This is a genomic window from Phaeodactylibacter luteus (genome assembly GCF_007993045.1).
Taxonomy (GTDB): Bacteria; Bacteroidota; Bacteroidia; order Chitinophagales; family Saprospiraceae; genus Phaeodactylibacter; species Phaeodactylibacter luteus.
On sequence record NZ_VOOR01000002.1, the window covers coordinates 115,554 to 137,990 of the forward strand.

Genomic DNA, 22,437 nt, shown 5'->3' on the forward strand with positions numbered 1-22,437 from the left:
GCAGCGGGCCATTGAAAAGGCGCCCATCAAAATTTAGGCAGCAACAGGCAAGACGGTTGCCCCATTGCCCAGCGTTTTCAGCATACGCCAGTGGATGCGCAGAGCTTCCCGGAAAGTGGGCAAAGACTTATAAGGCAGATTATACTCTTTCGCCGTTTCGCTCACGATCTGAGACAGCTTGCGGTAGTGGATGTGGCAAATATTAGGGAATAAGTGATGCTCTACCTGGTAGTTGAGCCCGCCAACGAACCAAGACAGCAGACGGTTGCCCGGCGCATAATTTGTTGTCGTCATCAGCTGATGCACCGCCCAGTTGTACTCTAGATTGCCATCCTCATCGGCCGCAGGGAAGTGAGAAGATTCCATGACGTGGGCCGTTTGGAACACACAGCCCAGCAGAAAGCCCAAGGCACTGTGCATCAGCAAGAACCCGATCAGGGTGACCCACCATGCGAAAGGCGAAAAAACCAGAGGGATGACGAGCAGGTAGGCATAGTACACGACCTTTACCAACAAAAGGTGGGAAAAGGCCCCTGCAAAACTGATGCTGTGCTGCTCAAGCAGCCCGTTGTTTCGGTAGCGAAACAGCTGCTTGAAGTCCTTCGTAGTGATCCACATGTGGGTCATCAGGCTGTAAAGGAACCAAGCATAAAGATGCTGAAAGCGGTGGAACCAAAGGTGCTCTTGCTCCGGTGAAAAGCGCAAGAGTTTGCCTGCGTCAATATCTTCATCCATCCCATGGACATTGGTAAAGGAATGGTGCAAGGTGTTGTGCTGTATCTTCCAGTTGACCGAAAAACCGCCGATGAGGTTGATGACCCACCCTAGGACACCGTTGACGTATTTATTGCGGCTGTAGGCCCCGTGGTTGGCGTCGTGCATGACAGAGAAGCCGATACCTGCTGTGACTATGCCCAGGGTTATCCAGGCTAGGATAGCAAGCCAAGGGGTGGCCACCCACCCGGTGATGATCGCAGCATAAAGTGCCGCGAAAGCGCCGATCAGTACAACCGTTTTGGTGACCATGGCTGCGTTGGCGTACTTAGATATGTTGTTGGTTTGGAAATAGTCGTTCACCCTTTGGCGCAGGGCAAGCGTAAACTCTTTTTGCCACTTATCGCGGCTAAACTTGAAGTCCTGTAAGTTCATAAATAAAAATTGGAAGAGAAGTAGGTTGGAAATATGTGATGGAAAACCACCATTGCGTTTGATGAATCGTATGGCATTTCGCATGGCAGCCTTGGGCAGCCGCCTTCGCCCTTCAAATATACCAAAGATTGAGGAGCCCCGTGCTAATATTCAGGATATTAACCTCTGCTTAAGGCGCGGGGCGCATTAAATGACACAGGTGTGAAAAAAGAGGAGAGCAGCCCCTAAGCACATGCCTGGGGCTCGTTCCTATTGCGAATCAACGCCTTATGAACCTAGCCCTGTACTATATGAGGGGCCTGCCCCTGCCCGATGGCAGGTGCCGCTATGCTCCGGGGCTCGCTGTCCGCTCGGCCCTGTCGGGCTTGCCACCCCTGCGCAGCGCTAGGCCAATGCCAGCCTACGAGCGTGTTGGGATTTTGGCCTTCTAATCGAAAATTAGTGCCTCAAGCCATTTTTTGATTAGCCGAGGCCCGACAACCGGAGTTTAGCCAAAGTTTCGGGGCGAAGTACAAGCGAAAAAGTGTCCCGCTGTCTAGCGGGACAGACCGATTTCTAAAGCCCCAATACGCTCTAAAGCTCGAAAAGCATAAACGCCTGCGGCAATTTAGCTTACCCCCACAGCGCCCACCCTCGATCTTGTTGGCGCGCGGTGTTCAGACCGCTTCAGGTGTCTGCTCTTCCACCTCGTCCGGCGCATTGATACTGTCTGCTTTGCCTTTCTTTTTGGTGAAAGCCACTAGGATGATCCAGACCGGGATAACCACTAGCAGCACGACCATAACGATAAAGGCCGCTTTGGCCGCGAATAAATCTAGGAGGAACATATTCAAAGCTTTTTGTTGAAAAATAGCCAGGCACAGCGGGCTTTTACGGTTCAATATTAAACGCTTCCCCGCAAGAGGCCTGTGATTTTCCGCAGCGCCTGCCGGTGACATTCGTCAGCCTTTGGGTAAATCCCTATATTTGCCAGGCGAAGCATCATTCCAAACCGAAGGCGATACCTTATGAGTGCTCAAACCAAAGAAGAAGAACTGCGCGCAGTCCAAATGCTGGGGCTGCAGCTGCCAACCGACCCCCGCTGGGTCAACTTGGCAGAGATGGACCTCGAAGAGATCCTGAGCGATCATGCTTACTGCGAACAGAAAGCTGCGACCTCCTGCATCTCACTGATTCAAGGCTATCCGGAGCATGCAGCGCTGGTCCGTAGCCTTGCCCCTATTGTCACAGAAGAGTGGGGCCACTTCCGCATGGTGCTCAATGAAATGGAAAAAAGGGGGCTGCAGCTTGGCAAGCAGCGCAAGGACGAATATGTGAACAAGCTGCTGGCGTTCAATAAAAAAGGAGGCAGCAAAATGGACCGCCTGCTCGATAAGCTGCTGACCTGCGCCCTGATCGAAGCCCGCAGCTGTGAGCGCTTCCGCCTCCTTTCCTTACACATCAGCGACGAAAAACTCAAAGACTGGTACCACAAATTCATGGTAGCTGAAGCCGGGCACTATGTACTGTTCATCGACCTTGCCAAACAGTACTGTGAGGAGGAAAAAGTAAAAGCCCGGTGGAAGGAATTCCTGGCCCGGGAAGCGGAGATCATGCAGGAGCTCGAGCTGCGTGGCGACCGTATGCACTGAACAAGCCCCCCCTCCAAACCGCTTGCCCAAAAGCCCTGCCGGGCACTTCCCGCAGGGCTTTTTTAACGCCCTTCCGGCAGAAAGGCTCAGCATGGCTTCCCTTTCTCCCCTATTCTGCCTATTATTAAGCTTCCCGCCAAAGAAGACCACGTTCAAGTACTGCCCAAGCGGCTGCCGGCTCCTGCAGAATGCACATTTGCCCTGCAGCTGTGTTCCCTTTACAGGAATGCCCATGCCGGGCGCAAGTACACTACAACTTTAACTTTGCAAATCCTATCTGCGAATGCCGAAGCCACAAGCCAACGGAAAAGACCCACTTTGGTTCAAAGACGCCATCATTTACGAGCTCCACATCAAAGCCTTTCAGGACAGTAATGCCGACGGCATTGGCGATTTCCAGGGGCTGATCGACCGCCTCGACTACCTGCAGGACTTGGGCGTGACGGCCATTTGGCTATTGCCCTTTTACCCTTCCCCTCAGCGAGATGGCGGGTATGACATTTCGGACTACTACAACATCAACCCTGACTACGGGACCATCAGCCAGTTTAAGGCCCTGCTCGATGAAGCCCATAATCGAGGGCTGAAAGTCATTACCGAGCTGGTCATCAACCATACCTCTGATCAGCACCCCTGGTTTCAGCGGGCCCGTAAAGCACCGCCGGGCAGCCCTGAGCGGGATTACTATGTCTGGAGCACCACCACAGACCGCTACAAGGACGTCCGGATTATTTTCCAAGATTTTGAACGCTCGAACTGGACCTGGGACGAAGAAGCACAAGCCTACTTCTGGCACCGCTTTTACAGCCATCAGCCAGACCTCAACTTCGACAGCCCGGAGGTGCAGCAGGAGATTTTCAACCTGATCGACTTTTGGACGGATATGGGCGTGGATGGCTTCAGGCTAGATGCCATACCTTACCTTTTTGAGCGGGATGGGACCAATTGCGAAAACCTGCCCGAGACCCATGTATTCCTCAAAAAGCTGCGGGCGCATGTCGAGGCCCGCAACCCTAATGTGATGCTTTTGGCGGAAGCCAATATGTGGCCAGAAGATTCTGCCTCCTACTTTGGCGAGGGGGACGAATGCCATATGAACTACCACTTCCCCATTATGCCGCGCATGTTCATGTCGGTTAAAATGGAAGACCGCTACCCTATCATCGACATCATTGAGCAAACCCCCGAGATACCTGAGAATTGCCAGTGGGGCATTTTCCTGCGCAACCACGATGAACTGACTTTGGAGATGGTCACAGACGAAGAGCGCGACTACATGTACCGGGCCTACAACAAGGATGCCTATTCCAAAATCAACCTAGGCATACGGCACCGCCTTGCGCCCCTCCTGGATAACAACCGGCAAAAAATCGAACTGATGAATGCCCTGCTGTTCAGCTTGCCGGGCACCCCTGTGCTGTACTATGGAGATGAAATCGGGATGGGCGATAATGTGCACCTTGGCGACCGGGATGGGGTGCGCACCCCTATGCAATGGAATGTAGACCGCAATGCAGGGTTTTCTCATGCTCATCCGCACAAGCTCTACCTCCCGCTGATCAATGACCCCGAGTACCAATACTCTGCGGTAAACGTAGAAGTGCAGCAGAACAACTCCTCCTCCCTGCTCTGGTGGATGCGCAAGGCCATCAATATCCGTAGGCGGTACCAAGCCTTTGGGCGTGGTGACATACAGTTTTTATCTCCCGAAAATGCCAAAGTGCTGGCCTTTACCCGCTCTTGGGGGCAGGAGCACCTCCTTGTGATTGCCAACCTTTCCCGCCATGCACAATCCGTTGACCTAGAGCTGCCCGATTTTGAACACTACCATCCGGTCGAGGCATTCGGGCAGGCAGCGTTCCCGCCCATTTCGAGAGGGCAAAACCGCTTCACCATTGGCCCCTACGGTTACTATTGGTTTGAGCTGCAGCCTGAAGAAGGGCAAAGCGGGGCACCACACGAGGACCCCCCCGTATTTGAATGGAAGCCTGAAGACTGGGTGCAATTGGGGATGAGCAAAACGGGCAGGCCTGTGCTAAAACAGATCCTGACCGAGTTTATCCAGCGTACGCACAAATACCGGTCAGGGGGGCGCAAGCTTGACCGCGTGGACATCCTCCGCGCGGAAGCCTTGAAGTACGAGGGCGGGCGTTCGCTTTTGCTGATCATACAGAATCAATATACGGAAGGTTTCCCTGAAGTATACTTCCTGCCGGTTGCTATGCGTAAGGGCGATTTCCGAAAGCAGCCGAATGCGCCTAATGACAACGCCATCCTTTGCCGCCTGCAAGGAGCGGAACAGGAGGGCTACCTGCTAGAAGCCACAGAGAGCAGTGGGTTCCGGAACTACCTGCTGCGCTATCTTCTTGGCGGGAGCAGCCAGCTGCCAGAAGGTTTCGCTTTTCAGCAAAACCCAGCCGAGGATTTGTCCCCTCCAGAAGAAAGCCTGCCCCCAGCAAGGCCGGTGAGCACACAGAGCAACCACCGGGCCCTTGCTTTTGGAGACCAATACTTCCTTAAGATCTTCCGCCGGCTGGAAGGCAGCATCAACCCTGAGCTAGAGATCAACCGGATAGGGCATGAGGCCCAGCTGCCGGTCCCAGGCTACCTCAGCCATTTGGAATGCCAAGCCGACGGGGCTTCCCCTTATGTCCTTGCCATTTTGGAGCCATACGTTGCCAACCAGGGCACAGCCTGGCAATATTTCTATGACAGTGCGCTACGGTTTGCCGAAGAAGTGGTGCAAGCCAATCAGCCCTTGCCCAAAGCAGGGGATACTGGGCACATGCGTGAAAAAATAGGGGACATCACCCTATTGCGGGCCAAAATGCTGGGCGAAACGACCGGGCGCTTCCATCAGATGCTAGCAGCGCACACCGAGCCCGGCTTCGAGCCAGAGCCTTTTTCCCTCCACTACCAACGGTCATTGTTCTCTGCCTGGAACTCACAGCTGCGGGCTACGATGCAGGCATTGGGGCGCAAGGCGGGCAATGAGCACCTGAAGGCACAGCTCGGGCCCCAAAAGGCCATTATTGCTGAGCGCCTCAAGAAAATTTACAGCCACAAGATAGACGCGGCAAAAATCAGGGTGCATGGCGACTTGCAGCTCGAAAAGGTACTGTTCACCGGCAAATCGTTTACCATTTTTAATTTTGAAGGGGAGCGTACCCGGAGCTTCAGCGAGCTGCGCCTCCGCAAATCGCCGTTGCGCGATGTGGCCAGCCTTTGCAATTCCCTTTTCTATGCAGCTGGCTCGGCTTTTGCACAGCAGGTACAGCCTGCAGGGCTGTTAGAGACGGCGTGGCTGCCTTTTGCTGAGACATGGTACGCAGTAATGCAGGAAGCTTTCCTGAGCAGCTATCTCCCTATTGCCAGGGCGGCGGGGCTTTTGCCAGATGGCGAAGAAGACGTAGCCATGCTGTTGGATACTTTCCTGATGGAAAGGTACCTGTACGAGCTAGGGTACGAGCTGCGGAGCCAGCGTGGGTGGGAAGAAGTGCCCGCTGCGGGGCTGTTGCACCTGTTGAGGCAAAAAGGTTAGAAAAGCGGGCCGTAGGCTAAAGCCCCCTACGGCCCTTACTGCATTATGGGTTTGGCGCATAAGGCAAAGAAGACTGATGGGCTGCGATGCGCAGCTTACCGTTCTTATCCTTTACGTAGGCGAAGGTATATTCCACTTTCACATCATCCCCTCCTGCAGCAGGAGTAAAAAAGTAATTGCCCATGGCGATGGCTACCCGGCAGTTGTTGTTGATGATGCCGATGTTCTCAAATTTCACATTGGTATAAGGCTTGATCGCAAAACCCTTATCTTCTGGATAGGCATCGTTGCCCCCGACAAAGTAAGACAGGGCGGCATCAAAACTTGGGCGGAACTGCCTTTCAGAGGCCAACGTTGGCTTGAAGAGCACGCTGCCAAGGTCATAGCCGTACATCTCCTGTATAAATTCTGCCGCTTCCTTGCTGTAATCCCCTCCTTTTGAAAACACATTGCCTATCCGGACAATGCCGTCTCCCCATTGCTTTTGTGCTTCCACGACTTCCAGCTCAGAAATGCACTCGTCAGAATACAGCAATGCGTTTTCTTCACTGCTCTTCTGAGGCGCTGCTCCTGTGTTCTGCACCACGGTGCCATTGCCATTAGGGCTTGTACAGCTCATGGCACCTAGTGCTAAAAATAGCGCTGCAAGTACATTGAATCCTGAAAAAAATACCTTCATTGTTTTTTGTGTTTGATTATGATAAATGAGTTTAGAAAGCATGCTGTAGCCCAAAGGCAGTGCACCTTGATGCTGTGGAGGGCCCTTCCGAAGCTTGGCAAAAGGGCATAACAATGACAGCTCAATGGCGCTGGCCATGAGGGAAGCTGACAGCCCCAAGCATAAACCACAATGGCCTGCTAGGACTGGCAGATGGATTTGAACATGTTTTGAGAGGTATTAGAGAGCGGGCGACAGCTGCACTGCCCGGAGACAGTTTGCGCCTTCAACCGGATAAGTGTCAGGCACAAGGCCGGCTGCCTTAGCACTAAAGGCTTTTTCTGCTTTTTGATCTGAATTTGACAAAAAGCGGATGGCAGCTCTTGCGGACAGGCAGGGTTCGGCTGTTTGTACCTTTAAGGAGCGGTGTAGATTGGAAACAACGAACTAAAAAACGCTCCGGTTTTTCTTTTGTTCTTGTGCAAATGGAAAATCCCCTGCCGTAGGGGGCAATTTGAGTAGAGATGACCAATATTTGTCATTTGGGGCAGATACGGCAGCTAAAAGTTGGTCCGAGGAAGGTTTAAGGCTTGCAGCTTGCTTTCAGCCAAGCCGCAAGACCCTCAGCAACGAGGAGGCTACCCCCCTTTTTTTAAAGAGAGCCGCCAAGCAGCTTGGAGAAAGAAGCTCCGCCCCGGGCTGACCACCACCGCTCCTGCCCCCACGCTGTGCGCACCTCCGCCATCAGCTCCTGTGACGTTGGCTTGGCGCACATCAAGCAGGTTGCGGGCACCAGCTGTGAGGCTTAGCTGTTTTTCCTTGCCCAGGGCCTTACGCAGGGTCAGGTCTGCCATAAAAAAACCATCCTGAATGCGTTGCCCGGCAAGCTCACCTGCAGTTGGGCTAGGGAAGTAGCTCACATGCCGGTCGTTGTAGCGCCCCATCAGGGCTATGTTAAGCCCGATGGGCTGAATGCTGTAAGCCACTTGACCCGACAGCTCAAGGGCATAGGTGAATTTCGGCAGGTCGGGCGCTTCCTCGCTCAAGGGCTGGTAATAGCCGACTACAGCAGCGCTCCCCCGGATATCCCAAGCAGAAGTCTTCAAAAAGGCTTCCATCCTGCTGCCCTGCGCAATATATTTGGCCTGGTTGAAATAAGTAAAACGCAAAGTAGAGGTATCTACTGCCGGGGCTATGCCCTCAGGCAACTCCACAAACTCGAACAGGCCAATTTTGTCTTGGATATAATTGTAGAAGAGCTTGGCATTGATGCCCCACCGTGCGCCCTTCTTTTCCCAATTGCGAGAAAGCCCTATCTGAACATTATCAGATATTTCGGCCCCAAGCTTTGGGTTGCCTATGATAAAGTGGTTGATGTCAATAAAATTGAAAAACAATTCTTTTAAGCCCGGGCTACGGAACCCCCGTCCATAGCCAGCTCTCCATTGCCAGCCGGAAGGCGTTTCTATTTTGAGCTGAAGAGAAGGCACTACAGGTGCCTGATACCTGTCGTTCCAAGCATAGCGCCCCCCCAGCTCGAGCTGCAAAAAGCGGCTTGGCCGGAAACGCACTGAAGCAAAGCCTGCTACATCAGCCATATCGATAGGCGCATTGACGGTATCCTGCCCCAGCCGGGCACCAACGCCTTCATCGTAGCGGGCATCAATGCCCACCTGAAACTGCAAAGGCACCTCTTTTTTGGCCCAGCTATAGGCTGCCCGGGCCATAGCGCCAACCAGGCTGCTTGTGTCCTGCATCCCCTCCACCAACGAGGTAGTGTCTGCCTCCATATCGAGGCGGAAAGTGTTTTTTTCCCTCAAAAAGTGGTTGAGCGCTGCTGTTGCCTTCAGATAGCCATTTGCCCCTACCCTGCCCTCAAAATTTAAGGCCTGATCGATGCGGCGGGTAAAGAAGCGGTCATCAAAAGCATAGGGGCGGAACTGTGGCCTGCGCAAATTGCCTGGGCTGGCGACCACCTCTGCAAAATAGCGAGACTGCAAAGCCAGGCGCCCATGGCCGAGGCTACGGTGCAGCACGCCATCGAGCTGCAGCTGTTCTTTTGGGTTCCATAGCATAGCGCGGAGGCTGTCTTGACCAACCCCTGTAAAATGCCCCCAATTGCCTCCAAGCCTTAGCCCCCATTTTGAGCCTAAAGGCGCTAGCAGGCTAACCGAAGCATTGCGCTCTGCCCTGCTTTCTGCCAAGGCCTGTAGCTCCAATGAGGGCGTAGCCCCAACTGCTTTTTTTGTGATCAGGTTGATGACCCCCCCAATGGCATCTGTCCCATATACTACCGACATCGGGCCTTCGACAATCTCAACCCTTGCTATTTGCTGTAGGTTGATCTGGCCTAAGTCGATATGGCCGTCCTGCCGCCCCAATACCGGTACGCCGTCAATAAGGATGCGCACCTGCTGCCCATCGGTACCCAGCAAGCTTAGCCGGCTGCCAAGCACCCGGTCCTGCCCGATACGGACACCGGTTTCCTGCTGCAGCAGCTGTTCTAGGCTGTTGGCCCCTCGGGCTTCGATGAGCGCCCGGTTGAGGACACGGACTTCGTGCAAGGACGCTGCAGCCTTCACGGGGCTGTATTGTGCGGTAACGACAACCTCCTCTGTGCTCAAAGACAAAGCAATGCTATCGGTATCCGTTCCCTGTGCCTGCAAAAAACTGCTTGCCCAAAAGAAACTGGCAACGAAAAAAGCCATTGCTGCACAGAGCCAATTTTTTTGATCAAAAACTCCCATAGTGGTAATTCCGGTTAGCAGCTGTTTAGCCGTTGGTGACGAGCTCGCTCAAGGGGCGTAAACTCCCCAATATCTCCCGCCAAGCACCAAGCTCAGGCTTGCCTGGCTTCCGCGCACCAAAAAAGTAGGCGATCAGGCTGCCAGCTGCATCAAAAAGCTCAAGGGCTGTTACAATCCCATCATTCGTTGGCTTTCGGACAATCCACGACTGTGCCACCCCTTCGAGGTTGAGATGGAGGTTAAAATCGGGATCCATGATATTAAACCAATTGCCCATATCTACCAGCCGCTTCACCTCCCCCGTATGTATCTGAATGCAGCCGGGGCTGTTCACAAACACCATGACCGGCACCTCCCGCTCTGCGGCTTGCAGCATGGCCGCCCGTACCGCCGTTGTGCCGACTTCGATAGCCATGCCTACAGGAGCATGATGCAGTGCCTGCAGCCTACTGACCGCATGCTTGCGAAGCATAGGGAAAAAGTCGTGGGTATCTTCCAGCCCAAGCCAATCTTTTTGGAAAGCAGCTTTTTCGGCAAAGCCCAGCTCATCTGCTAGTGCCTTTTCTTTGACAGGCGAGGGCAATGGCTTTATGGTAGAATCCTGATCAGGCGCCCGGTACGCCCTCAACAGCTGTTCGAAAGCCATCTCATCAGAAGAGGGGGTAAGGTAAATTTTGTGTACCGCCCGGCCATGCCCATCAAAAAACTGGAAGCCTTTCAATACACGATTGCCTTTAGGCACAGCAACAGCATAGCCGTATGCCCATTGGTCCATGAAAAACCGGAGGTCAATGTCAGGATTTACTGCTATCCCCATTTGCCCCTCTCCAATGAAGGATACATTCTGGTAGATGCCTTTACGTTCGTGGACGGCATACTCGTTCCGCGTCAGTGCCATGACTTTTCCTAGTGGGGCCAGGCTCCTCAGCAGTTCCTTCCAATCGCCAGACAAGCGGGTTACAGACTGCCCAAGGCTGGTCTCTAGCAATTCTAGCTCGCTGACGCCAAGGATGTTTGCAGCCTCCCGTATCCGGATGCCAGGCTTTGCCTCTTGCAGGCTCTTATAAGTTTGCTTCAACATAGTTGCTATTTTTTGAATTTTGATCAATAAGCAGGGGCGCTGTACGTTCGGCCACTGTGAAGTGCAGATAAGACAGGCTGTTGTGTGTGACAGGCTGTACGTTGGTGCGATACGCTCTGCTCAGGGCCTCGGCAGAAAGCGATTGCCCCGGCGGCCCTGAGGCCACAACCCCACCATTTTGCATTAGCCATACCCGGTCTGCATACCTGGCTGCCAAGTTGATGTCGTGAAGTACAGCTACTACTCCGATATTACGCTCTTGTGCACAATGCCTGGCCAGTTGCAACAGTTCGTGCTGCCATTTCAGGTCGAGGCTAGCCGTCGGCTCGTCCAGCAATAGGAAACGGCTGTGCTCTCCTTCTCCTTGCAACTGCAGCAGTGCCCGTGCGAAATGCACCCGTTGCTGTTCCCCGCCAGAAAGCGTTTGCACCGACCGGCCCCAAAAGCTAGATAGCCCGACCTCTTTTAGTGCCTTCCTGGCCAATTCTCTGCTGCGCCGCAGGGGCTCTGTATAGGGGTAGCGCCCTAGCATAGCCACTTCCCCCACGCTCATATGGTAGGCGACTTGAAATTGCTGGCTGAGCACTGCCCTGTATTTTGCGAGCGCCACAGCCTTGAACCCTTGTACCGGCCGGTCGTGCAGCAGTACCGATCCAGCTGTCAGAGGGAGCTCGCCAGACAGTGCCCGCAACAAGGTCGACTTCCCGGCCCCGTTAGCACCTAGCACGACCCCTAATTCGCCCGGCAAAGCCGCAAGGCTGACATCCCGCAGCACACTTTCCCCTCCCAGCGATACTTTAACCCCGATAGCTTCTAACATATTGGCATGGTTTAACAATCTAAGAAATCGCCTCAAGGCTTATCCCATGGGCAAGGCGCCACTGCGCATTTGCCTCAGCAAGAGCCAAAGGAAAAAAGGTGCACCCAAAAGGGCAGTAATGATGCCAATGGGCAGTTCCGCAGGTGCGATACAGATCCTGGCGGCTGCATCTGCTACAACAAGCAGGGTGCCGCCCAAAAGTGCTGCTGCTGGCAAGAGCCCACGGTGGGAAGGGCCCTGAAGGGTCCGTACAGCGTGTGGGACAACTAATGCTACGAAAGAGATAGCCCCACAGGCTGCCACTCCTGCCCCAACGCCTAGTGCAGCCGCTGTAATGATGCCCCATTTGACGGGCTGTACTTCCAGCCCTGCATAAAGGGCTTCCCGCTCCCCCAGCAGCAACAGGTCTAAGGCTTGGTGCTGCCGCAGTAGCCAGGCGGTACTCGCCAAGACGAAAGGGAGCGTTGCCAGTACCTGTTTCCATCCCACACCTCCCAGGCTGCCCAGTGTCCAGAACGTGATATCCCGAAGTTCATCTTCCGTAGCCAGGTAACTGAACAGCCCAACGATTGCGCCGCCCAAAGCAGTAAGTGCTACCCCGGCAAGGAGCATAGCTCCTATGCGGGTCTGCCCATTGTAAGTAGCCAGGCGGTAGACCAGCCCGGTAGACAGCAAGCTGCCCCCAAAGGCCAGTAGTGGAATGAGAAAAGCTTGGGCACTGCCGAGAAATGGCAGGCTGCTAAAAGCGACTATCCCTATGACTGCAAAGACCATGGCACCACTTGAAATCCCGATAAGGCCAGGATCGGCCAAGGGGTTGCGGAATAGCCCTTGTATGGCAGCCCCTGCTACAGAAAGCCCAGCCCCGACAGTAAAACCCAAGGCCAGCCTCGGCATGCGGATATGCCATACAAGATAGCTTGTGCCTTCCATATGGAAAGGCCCTTGCAATAGGGCGGATGGCCATTCAGATGGGCTGATGACGTAAGCCCCTGCTGCCAAGCTGCCTAATAAGGCACCAATCGCTGTGCCCCAGTACAGCATTTTGCCAGCCTTAGATTTATAACTCAGCATCTGTAGGCTCATAAGCTTCAGTTCCGCGCTGTGCGATGCTGGCAAAAAAGGCAGACAGCTCGGCCGCTGCAGCTGTGGCCCGTGGGGTAAAACCCAATAGGTACAGCCCATCCATACCAAGTATGTCCCCGTTCTGGCCAGCAGGTGTCTGAAGGAGCCCGGGCACCTCAGCTAATCCTGCTGTCCCGCCCAGGCTCTGTATACCAGAATCGAAAAATAACAAAGCTTCCGGGGCTGCCGCGATTAGCCCTTCAGCAGATAAGGACCGGAACCCCTCAAATTCATTGATGGCGTTCTGCCCACCGCTGTGCCGGATCATGGCGTCTGCTGAAGTGCCTTTGCCGGCAACCATAAGGCTCCCTTTGCCTCTGGCGTAGACAAATAAAGCCCGTACGGGCCTCTGCCCGGCAGCCTTAGCTTGCTGCAGTGCCTCATGCCCTTTCGACCAAACTTGCCTGACCGGTTCGGCAAGAGAAGGGTCGCCCCAGTATCCGGCCAATACCTCCGCTTGCTGCAAGGGCAGCTCTAGCTCATGCCCCGCAGGGAGCGCCAGCATCGGCACCCCACTGTCGGCGATCTGTTTCAGGGCAGGCTCTGACAGCGCAGCAGAATCAAGCACGATGAGATCAGGGCGGAGCGCAAGGACGGCCTCTACATTGAGATTACGGACGTGCCCTAGGTTGGGCAGGGTAGCCGCCAGCTGCTCGGGGTAAGTACTTGTGACATCTCTCCCAACCAGCTGACCTGAAAGCCCCATGGTGTAGAGCAGCTCTGTAATGCCTCCGGAAAGGGATACCACCCGTTGTGGGGCTCTAGCTTGCCGGGGCGTTTGGGCAGCTTGTGGGGCACATGCCCAGCACAGCACGGCAATGGCAGATAGCGTTGCGATTCGGCTCATGTCGTTCTTAATTAGAGGTGGAAAATACAGCAGTTAGCGCGCTACCTTTTGATGGTTATACGGGCAGCGGCAGACTGCCAGGATGCCCCTGAAAGGCGGAGGGCATAAACTCCGTTTGGCAGGCCATTTACGGGCAGTGAAAGGGCATTTAGCCCGCTATTTACCTCCACCGGCACTTCCATTAGGCGTTGCCCATGAATGCTCCAAACCGTGAGGCTAGCGCTCCCGGCTGAGGCAGCGTCAAAAAGGATTTGGACTTCGTCTCTAGCAGGGTTCGGGTAGGCCTTCAGCGCGGTGCCAAGTGAGCTTTCCACTTTAGTGGAAGACAAAATGCCAAGCGGTTCAGCCTGCAGTACGGCTAAGCCTGTAGATGCCCCTTCAAAGTCGACAAAACTCAGTTTCCACGTCTCGCCTGAAGCACGGCGGACAAAATAAACGCGGTCTTGGGGGACCATCCACTGGAAAGTCCCTAGATCGAACGTTTTCCAGTCATAGCCTATGGCATCTGCACGGGGGTTCAGGCTAGCAGCGTAGTCAGCAAATTGGACAGCTGTGGGGTCTACCCCATTTGCAATAGCTACTTCCACTCCGGGCGCAGAAAGCGTACCGGCCACTAGATAGTCAAGCGTATTGCCTTCGCCGTCGTCGAGCGGTGTGATGTAGCGGGTAAACAACAAGTCCCAATTGGAAGTGGCAGGGATGTTAGTGGCTATGGTATTCGAAGAGATATTGACAAAAGCCAAGCTGGTGTTGGTGAAGCCTGCCTTGTCCACCTCCAATACCTGTTCATCGCTCCCGTCTAAATTCGCATGGCGTATGGTATATACCCCATTTGACAGGCTTTCAATCCATATTTTGCGGAGGCGCCCGTCCCGGAGCTGCAGCACGAATACCCTGTTGCCTGAAATGCTATGGGAGGTGGTGCTATATTGCCCCCAACCATAGTCGAACGGATCCTCTGGGTCGCGCAGGGTATTGAAAGCACCATTGGACCAATCGGCCTCTGTGTTGAAAATTGGCCCTTGGAGGCTTGCTTCCCCAATGTCCGCTCCGAAATCTGTTTCATCTGTATAGAAAAGGTTGAGCGGTGCCCCTTCGCTACCGGCCGCCTCATTGAGGAAGATGCCGGCATCCGGGCCTGGGGCTACCGACAGCGCCAAGTCCCATGTTGTGTTCCCTACAACCGTCTGCTGCCCGCTTTGCAGGTCCAAAAAAGCTTGCTGGGCGTAACCAGCCCCATAGGAGACTTCTATAAATTGGGCTTGCCCGTATTGCAGGGTACCGAAAGCGAGTAGCAGCAGTAACGACGCTTGTCTCATCTTAGATAGGCTTTTGCAGTTCATTATGTTTATTTAGACAAAATTTAAATAATGATGCAAATGTAGCCTGCTCCTGCACTTGGGGCAATACCGTCCTTTGGGTAATTCGAAAGTGGGCTATATGAGCTGCCTGCCAAAATTAGGTACCCAAAAGTGGGCATTATCATGGCTGCAGAAGGAGCAGATGCCGGGCACAGAAACAAAACGCTCCGTATACCTCCGCGCCATCCCTGTCTCCGTGACGAAAACAGACACAGAGGCACTGAGATCACTGAGGCGCACAGAGGTGAAATGCTCCGTGTACCTCCGTGCACTCCCTGTCTCCGTGACGAAAACAGACACAGAGGCACTGAGATCACTGAGGCCCACAGAGGTGAAATGCTCCGTATACCTCCGTGCACTCCCTGTCTACGTGACGATGACAGACACAGAGGCACTGAGTACACAGGGCGTGAACCAAAATATCGTAGGCGTTTATACTTTTGGGGCTCTAGCCTGGCATTGGCCTAGCGCTGCGAAGGGGCGGCAGGCCTGATAAGGCCGAGCGGATAGCGAGCCCCGTAGCATAGCGGCACCTGCCCTCACGGCAGGGGCAGGCCCCCAAAAAAACGACAATCTGGTTTGCGCCCAGTACACAAAGCTGCACAGAGATAAAATGTTCCGTGTACCTCCATGCACTCCTTGTCTACGTGACGATGACAGACACAGAGGCACTGAGTACACAGAGCTGCACAGAGATAAGATGCTCCGTGTACCTCCGCGCACTCCCTGTCTACGTGACGATGACAGACACAGAGGCCCACTATTACATTCCGCCATATATGCAAAGAGGGCGGGACAACTATTTGCTGCCCGCCCCCAGGTGTGCCCTGCACAAACTCCTTAATTATAAAGTCATATTGTGGTGCAAGGAAAGCTGCAGCTGCCCTTGGTTGCGGCTATTCAGCATTTGGCTCATATACCCTAGTTGGACGCCAAGGTTGTCGCGGAGCTTGTACCCCATCGCACCATAAAGGCGGTTGCGGTCAAAAAGCGGGATATTATCAAGGCGTTCGCCATTGATGAAAATCTCATTGTAAAGCGCTACATACACGCCGCCTTTAGCAAACTTCTTTGCGGTGACCGGCACGTTGATGAAAAGGTTGTAGCGGAAACGCGTCCGGAAGTCCTGCCCATCGATAAACCGCTGCTCGTAGCGGAATCGGTGCAGGAGCTGCACCGTGCTCACGCCCTGCCGGAGGAGGGCTTCCTGGTAAATGCGGTTTTCGTTTACACGAAAGTCTTCATCCCCTACTGGCTCTGAGCCGATATAACCATACCCGAGCGTAAAGGTGGCGCTATTGTCCGGCAGGTTGTATTGGATGCCGCTCCGGATCAGGAGCTGCTCGAGGTCTCCGATCATATTATGGTTCCGGTACTGAATTTCACCGTGCAGGCTGAAAGGGCTATCCGCAGGGCGAAGGTTGCCAAAGTACATATACCAGGCGCCTGTGCCCCGGTCGTCTTGTGCCCATGCGGCAGTGATGGTAATACAGAGAAAAAATACGAGAGCAATTTGTGCTTTCATGTTGTTTGTGTTTGGTTAAGTGAAAAGGAAGGACTGTTGAAGCGGCTGTGGGCCAACTCTACAGGGGTATACAGTTTTTGCATTTTCAGCAATCACCGTATCAACAACACTTCAGCGGGTGTAGATTGGGCAAAACGCCATAATGGCGGGAATTGGGCAAAGCTGTGAAAAATTGCTTGCCCGACTTGTATGTTGTGAAAATCAGTTGCGCGCTGGTTCAAAAACTAAGCAAATGCCTAAAGTTCTAAAACTTTAAATAAAAATCCTGAGTCAGCGCCTTGTACTCCGGGGTATAATCCGTCTCTGCTGGCCCAAGCCGTACGACAAGCTCATCTGTCCTGCAGCGCCCTTGTTCTCTTTCAAACTGCATCAGCAAGCGCTCAGTAGGCTTTGCCGGGACGGTACGTACTTCTGTGCAATGCCGGCAGTACAGGTTGTACTCTTCTGCCCGCTCCTGAAACCGGAGCCCTTCCAAATAAGGGAGCACGACGCAAAGCCGCCCTTGATCAGACAGAAGCCGGCGGGCAGCCACGAGCAAGTCTCCGTGCGGGAGCTTTACGGTATGCCTTACTTGGTTGCGGTCTTCGCGATTACTGAAGGTGCCCCCGGAAAAGAAGGGAGGATTGCTGACGATAAGGTCGAACACACGGCCGGCAGACCGGGCGTAATCCTGTATGGCCTCGGCCACAATATGCACCCTCCCTGCAAAAGGGGAAGCCGCTGCGTTCTGCCGGGCCTGCTCGCAGGAAAGCGCATCGATATCTATGCCGAACACCTCGGCAGAGGGCATGCGCTGTGCCAGCATAAGGGCAATAACGCCAGATCCGGTACCTATATCTAGGGCACTGCCGGCCCCTTCGGTACTGGCCCAAGCCCCGAGCAGTACACCGTCTGTGCCAATCTTCATGCTGCACTGGTCTTGTTGCAGTTCGAATTGTTTGAAGCGGAAAGGCGTGGGCGCTGCCGGTGGGGTTATTTTTTCTGACATAGCATTTTGCGGATTAAAAAAGGGGGAACGAGTAGCCCCGTTCCCCCTTTTAACACTTTTCCTGGGCATCGGTTGAAAGCCCCTGCTTATTGCTCTATATCTGAAAGGTTGCGGATATTGAGCTGAGGCGAATTGAACTGTGACACCAAAGCAGTAATGGTGAATGCCCCTTCTGGCAGGCTGCTGCCCGAAAACGTAGCCTGCGGGCGGGTGTAGATGTCCATTGTGCCTGTCCCGTCGTCGAGCACTTGTGTGCCCTCGAAGGTACCTGTGCCCGTGAAGCTGACATCGGTAATGCGGACCAGCGTGGACTCCCAAGTCTCGAGGTTGCTCAGCACCTCTGCGATGGTAGCTTCCCGCGGCTCAGGAATCTCGCCATTGCCCTGTGTGACCGCATTGGCATTAGGCACATTATTGACCTGCAGCAAGCCATTGAACTCGCTCAGCTCCAGTGCAGAGACATTGATTTCTACTTCTTCTCCCAGCGAGAAATCGTGGTTGTCTTCAAAGCGGACCACAATGCCCCCGGTCGCATCTTGTATGACCATATTCCGGCCAGTGATATTGCCTGCGTCTTTGTCAGAAACCACGATGGCCTTCACAAAGCGGTTAGCAGGAGCAGCACTGCCGCCAGCCTCAAAGACGTCGCGCAGGTTCTCCAGGAAAATCTGCTCTGGGTCGCCATTTCCGGTAGGCTCCCCCCCTACGTCTTCCAGATTGCGGATCAGCAGCTGTGGGTCGTTAAACTGTGAAACGATGGCTACCATATCAATGGGCTCCCCGGGCAGCGGGCTGCCGGAGAATGTCGCTGCACTGCGGGTGAACATATCCATGCTCCCACTTCCATCGCTGACGGTGGTGGAGCCGTTGAACGTTGCACCGCCAGAGATGGTTGCGTTGAGGATCTGGACCAAAGTAGACTCCCAGACTTCAGCGTTTTCCAGTACATCGTTTACTGTAGCCACACGAGGTACTACTGATTCGCCCATGCCATTGGATGTTGCCAGGTCGTTGTTCACAAAGTTCACTTGCAGCAAGCCATTGAATTCGCTCAGCTCCTGGCCAGAGACGACGACCTCAATTTCTTCGCCTTGAGCAAAGTTGTGGGGGTTCTGCAAACGGACTACGATGCCCGCCGTGTTGTCTTGCATGACCAAGTTGCGGATATCGATATTGCCGTTGTCTTTATCCGAAATAACAATGCCCCGGATTTTCTTGTCGGCTGGGCCTTCCAGCGCACCGCCCGCAAAGGCCTCCCGAAGCTCGCGTATGCTCATCAGCTCCTCTTCTCCAGTACCTGCATTGCAGCGCGTGCCGTTCAGCTGTACATCCTCGGGGTTGCGCAGAAAGAGCTGCTTGGTATTGCCAAACACACTGTAGACCGCAGTCAGTGTACCCCGGCCAGCAGGGATGGTATCACCCGCAAAATCAGCAAAGCCGCTCGTTCGGACTACAATCTCATTGCCGTCGCAGTCCTGTAGTGTGCGGTTTAGGGTTTGGAAACCGAAAGGGTCTGCGTAAGTGAGCCCTACCTCGAAAGAGGCAAACTCGACATCTTCCAGCTGCACGAGCGTAGTCACATCAGCTGCGCCAAGGCTGCTGATGGTGCGCACAGCCGGGGCGGGCTCTCCCACGAGGCGCCCACGGTAAAAGCGGGCGTTGAGGTCTACGATATCCCCCAGCTGGTCTGCGCCGTTCTCTTTGTAAATGTAGCCGCCGAGCTGTACGACACCATTGTACTCGCCCAAGACGAGCCCTTGGCAGTCGATGGCGATTTCGCGCCCCAGCGGGTAGAGGTTGAACGCATCGGTCAGGTTGATGAGGACTTCAATGCCGGCTGTACTGTCTTGTACGATCAGCGAACGGAAGAAGTTGCCCCCGGCATCGTTCCCGACCACGACCCCCTGAATGACGGCCTCTTGTTCAATGACAGTGAGGCGGCCGGGGAGGTACAGGTTTTTGAGTTCTTCGATAGTCGTGTTGCCCGTCACCTTGAGGTCTTCCCCTGTTACGGGCGGTTCTTCAAAATCGGTGTCTACGCAAGCAGGCAGTACAGTGAGCCCTAGCAGGAGGCTCAGCAAGAAGAGTTTTGAGAATTTGAAAGTCATGCGATATGCAGTTTTAGCTTTTTGCAAAAATGGGTTGGGGTTAAAACCTGAGGCTGACATTAACGAAAAAGTTGCGGCCATAGAGGTAGTAATACCTTGGCTGGAATACCGAGTTCTGCCCAGCCCGGGCATCAAAATCAAAACGCAGCTGATCGAAGCCGCCGGTAATGAAGTCGGTATTGTCCAGCAGGTTATTGACCCCTGCGTTGATGTAAAGGAAGGTATCCCCAAAACGGAAAGACTTCCCGCCGAAGAGGTCAACGGTAAACTGCCCATCGGCTTGCCGCTGCCCGGTCACCGTTTCATACCCTGGAGATTCCGGGTCGAGCCCGATGACTGCTTCCGTAGTCCGGCTGAGGGGGTTGTAGTCGATGAAGATGTTGTCAAAGTAGTTGAAGTTCAGGTAAGCGAACCAGTAACCCGGGGGGCGAAGGTTGAGCCCGAGGGTATAGGCATTTTGTGGGCGGCCAGGCACCCTAAGGCCTTCAGAATACACCTCAAATTCACTATTGAGCAGTTCGAAAGTCTCCTGGTCGTCCCCATACAAAGCACCCTGTGCCCGGCTATTGTAAAAATACTCGCCTACTGCTGCCACTCCACGTATGCTGAGGCTTGGCGTCACTTTTGCTTCTACAGCCAGCTCGATACCCTGATGCACTTCGTCCTGCCCGGTCAGTACCAAGCTGCCGAAGGTCCGCTGTAGGTCATTGTAAAAGCGGACGATCTCAGTGCGGTTCTCAAACTGTGTGAAGTAAAGCCCCGCTCTTGCCTGCACATTGGGCGAGCGCAAGAGGTAGCCGATTTCGCCACCGTAGATGGTCTCGCTCTCCAGGCCGGGCACCAGCTGATCGCGGGTACGCGGTGAAACGTAAGCATTGCGTGTGAAGGGTGCGCGTGTCATGTGGATGCCATTGGCAAAGATATAATTGCGGCCATTCGCCTTGAAGGTAGCCCCGCCTTTGATGCCAAGGTTGTTGAAGGTCTGCTTTTCGGATTCGCCGAAGGAGTTGTCCGGGAAACGTCCGGTTTTATATTTGCCATCCCGCCAAAAACGGGTCTGAGAAGCTTCAGCAGCCACGAAGAGGTCAAACCGGGGCAAGGTGAACTGCCCCTGTACCCATCCGCTGACCTTGCGCACATGAATGTCATAGCTATAACCAAAGCGGTCGCCCTCACGGACCACCCGGTTGGGGTTGTTGACATCGCTCTGCTGTACTACAGGGTCATCTGGGAAGTCGCGCACTGCAAATGCATCTATATCGACGAAGTAGTCCGCGCCCAGCAGGTCTTCCACCACCTTGAAGTTGTCGACCGTCTGCCCTTGATATGCGAGCCCGGCGGTCAGGGTAAAGCTCTCGCTGAGCACATGGTTGTAGTTGGAGTAGAAGTTGTACTCTTTGGAATCGTAGCGGCGGTCTTCTATCATGTACTGTGCCCAACGGCCTTGCGCCTCTTCGGTCACAAACTGTGGGTATTTTTCAGCAAGCGCTGAGCTGCGGTTCACCTCATAAAATTCATCCCAATTGATCTGCCGTGCGGACTCGTCGTTGCGGAGGCGGTCTGCAATAACTGCTGCGGCTTCCGGCTGCCCAATGGATTCAAAGTAGCTGGGGAGGCTTCGGTAATAATCTGGGCGGGGGTCGGCAGCTTCGAACCAATTGAGGGCGGTACTTCCAATACGGCCAAACTGGTAGGAGGCGGTGGTCGTAAGCGTAGCAGCCTCGCTGATGTTCCAATCGTGCCGCAGCATCAGTACCGGCTGATGCGTATTGGAGACCCTTGAGTTGCGCTTCTCCCCATTTTGGTACCCCCAAAAGGGATTGTAGAAGTTGTCACCAGCCAGCTCATACATTTCCGGGGTGCTCGCGCCTGCGCGCCCGCGCTTGGTCGGTGCGCCAAAAGTGGTAAAATTGAGCAGGTGTCTGTCTCCCAGCTTGCGGTCTATAGCGAGGAAGTAAGCATAGGCATCATAAAATGTGCCTGGCTCATAGCCCTCTTCTGCCCAGCGGTGCGAGCCAGAAAAAGCTACGGCCCAGCCATTGTCCATCATTCCTGTTGCCAGCGTCGCCATGGTCCGCCAGCGGTACCCACGGTTGGTCGCAGAAGTAGTGAGGCGGACCTGCTTCCGCTGGGAGGAAGCGCGCATATCGATTTCAGAGCCGCCGCCTACCCCGCCAAAGGAATAAGAAAGGGGCGCCAGGCCGATCTCTGCGCTACGGTTGCGGGTCACATCGTTCAAGCCGCCAAGGGCGCTCCAAAAGGCGCGGCCGTTCTCCAGCTCATTGAAGGGCACACCATTGATATAAACCGACGTGTTTTCAGAATCGTACCCGCGGATGCGGAAACGGGCAGGGCCAAAGGTGAAGGCTGCCGCAGAAACGAATACATCGCGGGATGCAGCAAGCACGCCCGAAATGTTCTGATTATCGTTTTCCTGCTCCAAGTCCCCATCGGAAAGGGTGATGGTCGGGATGAAGTCCTCTTTGTTCGTAATCCCCTCCTCCCGGGCAGTCGGCAGTAGGGTGACGACGCCAAGGTCCACCACCCGCTGCCCATTGGCTTCAATCAGTGTCCGCAGCGTTTGGTCAATATAATCGCCTTTGCTGTGATAGGTAAGATCGTACTCTCCTTCCGGCACCTCGTACAGGGAAAAGCTCCCCTGTGCATCGGTGACGCCGGTAAAAGGCTGGCCCTCAATAGTGACAACAACACCGGAGACCGGGAGCTGTGTTTCACTGTCGAGCACAACGCCTTTCACTTCCACCTGCGCGTAGATGCCATAGGCCAAGAACGCCAACAGACAGGATAAAATCGTGCGTTTCAGTTGCATAAATACATTATGGTTTAGATCAGTAG

At 54.3% G+C, this 22,437-nt stretch carries 16 protein-coding genes; 3 read left to right on the forward strand and 13 right to left on the reverse strand.

The window, feature by feature from the left end; genetic code table 11:
* Positions 1-33: 33 nt before the first annotated feature.
* Both FRY97_RS01445 and FRY97_RS22265 read right to left on the reverse strand, forming a co-directional pair.
* On the reverse strand, positions 34-1,149 hold the full coding sequence (locus tag FRY97_RS01445; RefSeq protein ID WP_147165633.1) for a fatty acid desaturase family protein: 1,116 nt from the start codon (positions 1,147-1,149) through the stop codon (positions 34-36).
* Between the two features lie 656 nt (positions 1,150-1,805).
* A complete protein-coding gene (locus tag FRY97_RS22265) occupies positions 1,806-1,976 on the reverse strand; it encodes a hypothetical protein (protein ID WP_170254447.1) in 171 nt (56 codons plus the stop codon).
* Positions 1,977-2,156: 180 nt separating this feature from the next.
* Here FRY97_RS22265 and miaE point away from each other — a divergent pair, with 180 nt between their 5' ends.
* Together miaE and treS are read left to right on the forward strand one after the other, a co-directional pair.
* Entirely contained in the window at positions 2,157-2,780 is a 624-nt protein-coding gene (gene miaE / locus FRY97_RS01450) for a tRNA-(ms[2]io[6]A)-hydroxylase (protein WP_147165634.1), read from the forward strand.
* A gap of 283 nt (positions 2,781-3,063) precedes the next feature.
* Positions 3,064-6,321: a maltose alpha-D-glucosyltransferase gene (gene treS / locus FRY97_RS01455; protein WP_147165635.1), complete on the forward strand. Its 3,258-nt coding sequence runs from the start codon at positions 3,064-3,066 to the stop codon at positions 6,319-6,321.
* 43 nt (positions 6,322-6,364) lie between these two features.
* Here treS and FRY97_RS01460 read toward each other — a convergent pair whose 3' ends face one another.
* The 7 genes from FRY97_RS01460 to FRY97_RS01490 all read right to left on the reverse strand — a co-directional run bounded on the left by FRY97_RS01460 (position 6,365) and on the right by FRY97_RS01490 (position 14,918).
* On the reverse strand, positions 6,365-7,000 hold the full coding sequence (locus FRY97_RS01460) for a phosphoribosyl-AMP cyclohydrolase (protein WP_147165636.1): 636 nt from the start codon (positions 6,998-7,000) through the stop codon (positions 6,365-6,367).
* 617 nt (positions 7,001-7,617) lie between these two features.
* Entirely contained in the window at positions 7,618-9,687 is a 2,070-nt protein-coding gene (locus tag FRY97_RS01465; RefSeq protein WP_170254448.1) for a TonB-dependent receptor plug domain-containing protein, read from the reverse strand.
* A gap of 64 nt (positions 9,688-9,751) precedes the next feature.
* A complete protein-coding gene (locus FRY97_RS01470; protein ID WP_147165638.1) occupies positions 9,752-10,807 on the reverse strand; it encodes a hemin-degrading factor in 1,056 nt (351 codons plus the stop codon).
* A complete protein-coding gene (locus FRY97_RS01475) occupies positions 10,788-11,663 on the reverse strand; it encodes a heme ABC transporter ATP-binding protein (protein WP_449429898.1) in 876 nt (291 codons plus the stop codon). Before FRY97_RS01475 ends, FRY97_RS01470 begins: the two co-directional genes overlap by 20 nt.
* 3 nt (positions 11,664-11,666) lie before the next feature.
* Positions 11,667-12,713, reverse strand: coding sequence for a FecCD family ABC transporter permease (locus FRY97_RS01480; RefSeq protein ID WP_170254449.1), 1,047 nt, complete (start codon positions 12,711-12,713; stop codon positions 11,667-11,669).
* Positions 12,688-13,599, reverse strand: a complete 912-nt coding sequence (locus FRY97_RS01485; protein WP_147165641.1) for a heme/hemin ABC transporter substrate-binding protein — start codon at positions 13,597-13,599, stop codon at positions 12,688-12,690. The genes FRY97_RS01480 and FRY97_RS01485 overlap by 26 nt, the downstream gene beginning before the upstream one ends.
* A 41-nt stretch (positions 13,600-13,640) precedes the next feature.
* Complete coding sequence (locus FRY97_RS01490) at positions 13,641-14,918, reverse strand: T9SS type A sorting domain-containing protein (RefSeq protein WP_170254450.1); 1,278 nt, start codon at positions 14,916-14,918, stop codon at positions 13,641-13,643.
* Between the two features lie 97 nt (positions 14,919-15,015).
* Here FRY97_RS01490 and FRY97_RS01495 point away from each other — a divergent pair, with 97 nt between their 5' ends.
* Positions 15,016-15,453: a hypothetical protein gene (locus FRY97_RS01495; RefSeq protein WP_147165643.1), complete on the forward strand. Its 438-nt coding sequence runs from the start codon at positions 15,016-15,018 to the stop codon at positions 15,451-15,453.
* 351 nt (positions 15,454-15,804) lie between these two features.
* Here the strand turns inward: FRY97_RS01495 and FRY97_RS01500 are convergent, their stop codons facing one another.
* The 4 genes from FRY97_RS01500 to FRY97_RS01515 all read right to left on the reverse strand — a co-directional run bounded on the left by FRY97_RS01500 (position 15,805) and on the right by FRY97_RS01515 (position 22,411).
* Entirely contained in the window at positions 15,805-16,485 is a 681-nt protein-coding gene (locus FRY97_RS01500) for a DUF2490 domain-containing protein (RefSeq protein WP_147165644.1), read from the reverse strand.
* Between the two features lie 244 nt (positions 16,486-16,729).
* Positions 16,730-17,473, reverse strand: coding sequence for a tRNA1(Val) (adenine(37)-N6)-methyltransferase (locus FRY97_RS01505; RefSeq protein ID WP_147165645.1), 744 nt, complete (start codon positions 17,471-17,473; stop codon positions 16,730-16,732).
* Between the two features lie 86 nt (positions 17,474-17,559).
* The gene (locus tag FRY97_RS01510) at positions 17,560-19,581 is read right to left on the reverse strand and encodes a DUF5689 domain-containing protein (protein WP_147165646.1); all 2,022 of its coding nucleotides are present in this window, start codon (positions 19,579-19,581) and stop codon (positions 17,560-17,562) included.
* Between the two features lie 40 nt (positions 19,582-19,621).
* Complete coding sequence (locus tag FRY97_RS01515) at positions 19,622-22,411, reverse strand: carboxypeptidase-like regulatory domain-containing protein (RefSeq protein WP_147165647.1); 2,790 nt, start codon at positions 22,409-22,411, stop codon at positions 19,622-19,624.
* Positions 22,412-22,437: the final 26 nt, after the last annotated feature.

Excerpts from the sequence above, each read along its gene's own strand:
- treS (WP_147165635.1), top strand. The coding sequence starts at position 3,064 with ATGCCGAAGCCACAAGCCAACGGAAAAGACCCACTTTGGTTCAAAGAC.
- FRY97_RS01490 (WP_170254450.1), bottom strand. The coding sequence starts at position 14,918 with ATGAGACAAGCGTCGTTACTGCTGCTACTCGCTTTCGGTACCCTGCAA.
- FRY97_RS01515 (WP_147165647.1), bottom strand. The coding sequence starts at position 22,411 with ATGCAACTGAAACGCACGATTTTATCCTGTCTGTTGGCGTTCTTGGCC.
- FRY97_RS22265 (WP_170254447.1), bottom strand. The coding sequence starts at position 1,976 with ATGTTCCTCCTAGATTTATTCGCGGCCAAAGCGGCCTTTATCGTTATG.
- FRY97_RS01485 (WP_147165641.1), bottom strand. The coding sequence starts at position 13,599 with ATGAGCCGAATCGCAACGCTATCTGCCATTGCCGTGCTGTGCTGGGCA.
- FRY97_RS01505 (WP_147165645.1), bottom strand. The coding sequence starts at position 17,473 with ATGTCAGAAAAAATAACCCCACCGGCAGCGCCCACGCCTTTCCGCTTC.
- FRY97_RS01510 (WP_147165646.1), bottom strand. The coding sequence starts at position 19,581 with ATGACTTTCAAATTCTCAAAACTCTTCTTGCTGAGCCTCCTGCTAGGG.
- miaE (WP_147165634.1), top strand. The coding sequence starts at position 2,157 with ATGAGTGCTCAAACCAAAGAAGAAGAACTGCGCGCAGTCCAAATGCTG.
- FRY97_RS01465 (WP_170254448.1), bottom strand. The coding sequence starts at position 9,687 with ATGGCTTTTTTCGTTGCCAGTTTCTTTTGGGCAAGCAGTTTTTTGCAG.
- FRY97_RS01500 (WP_147165644.1), bottom strand. The coding sequence starts at position 16,485 with ATGAAAGCACAAATTGCTCTCGTATTTTTTCTCTGTATTACCATCACT.
- FRY97_RS01445 (WP_147165633.1), bottom strand. The coding sequence starts at position 1,149 with ATGAACTTACAGGACTTCAAGTTTAGCCGCGATAAGTGGCAAAAAGAG.
- FRY97_RS01470 (WP_147165638.1), bottom strand. The coding sequence starts at position 10,807 with ATGTTGAAGCAAACTTATAAGAGCCTGCAAGAGGCAAAGCCTGGCATC.
- FRY97_RS01480 (WP_170254449.1), bottom strand. The coding sequence starts at position 12,713 with ATGAGCCTACAGATGCTGAGTTATAAATCTAAGGCTGGCAAAATGCTG.
- FRY97_RS01460 (WP_147165636.1), bottom strand. The coding sequence starts at position 7,000 with ATGAAGGTATTTTTTTCAGGATTCAATGTACTTGCAGCGCTATTTTTA.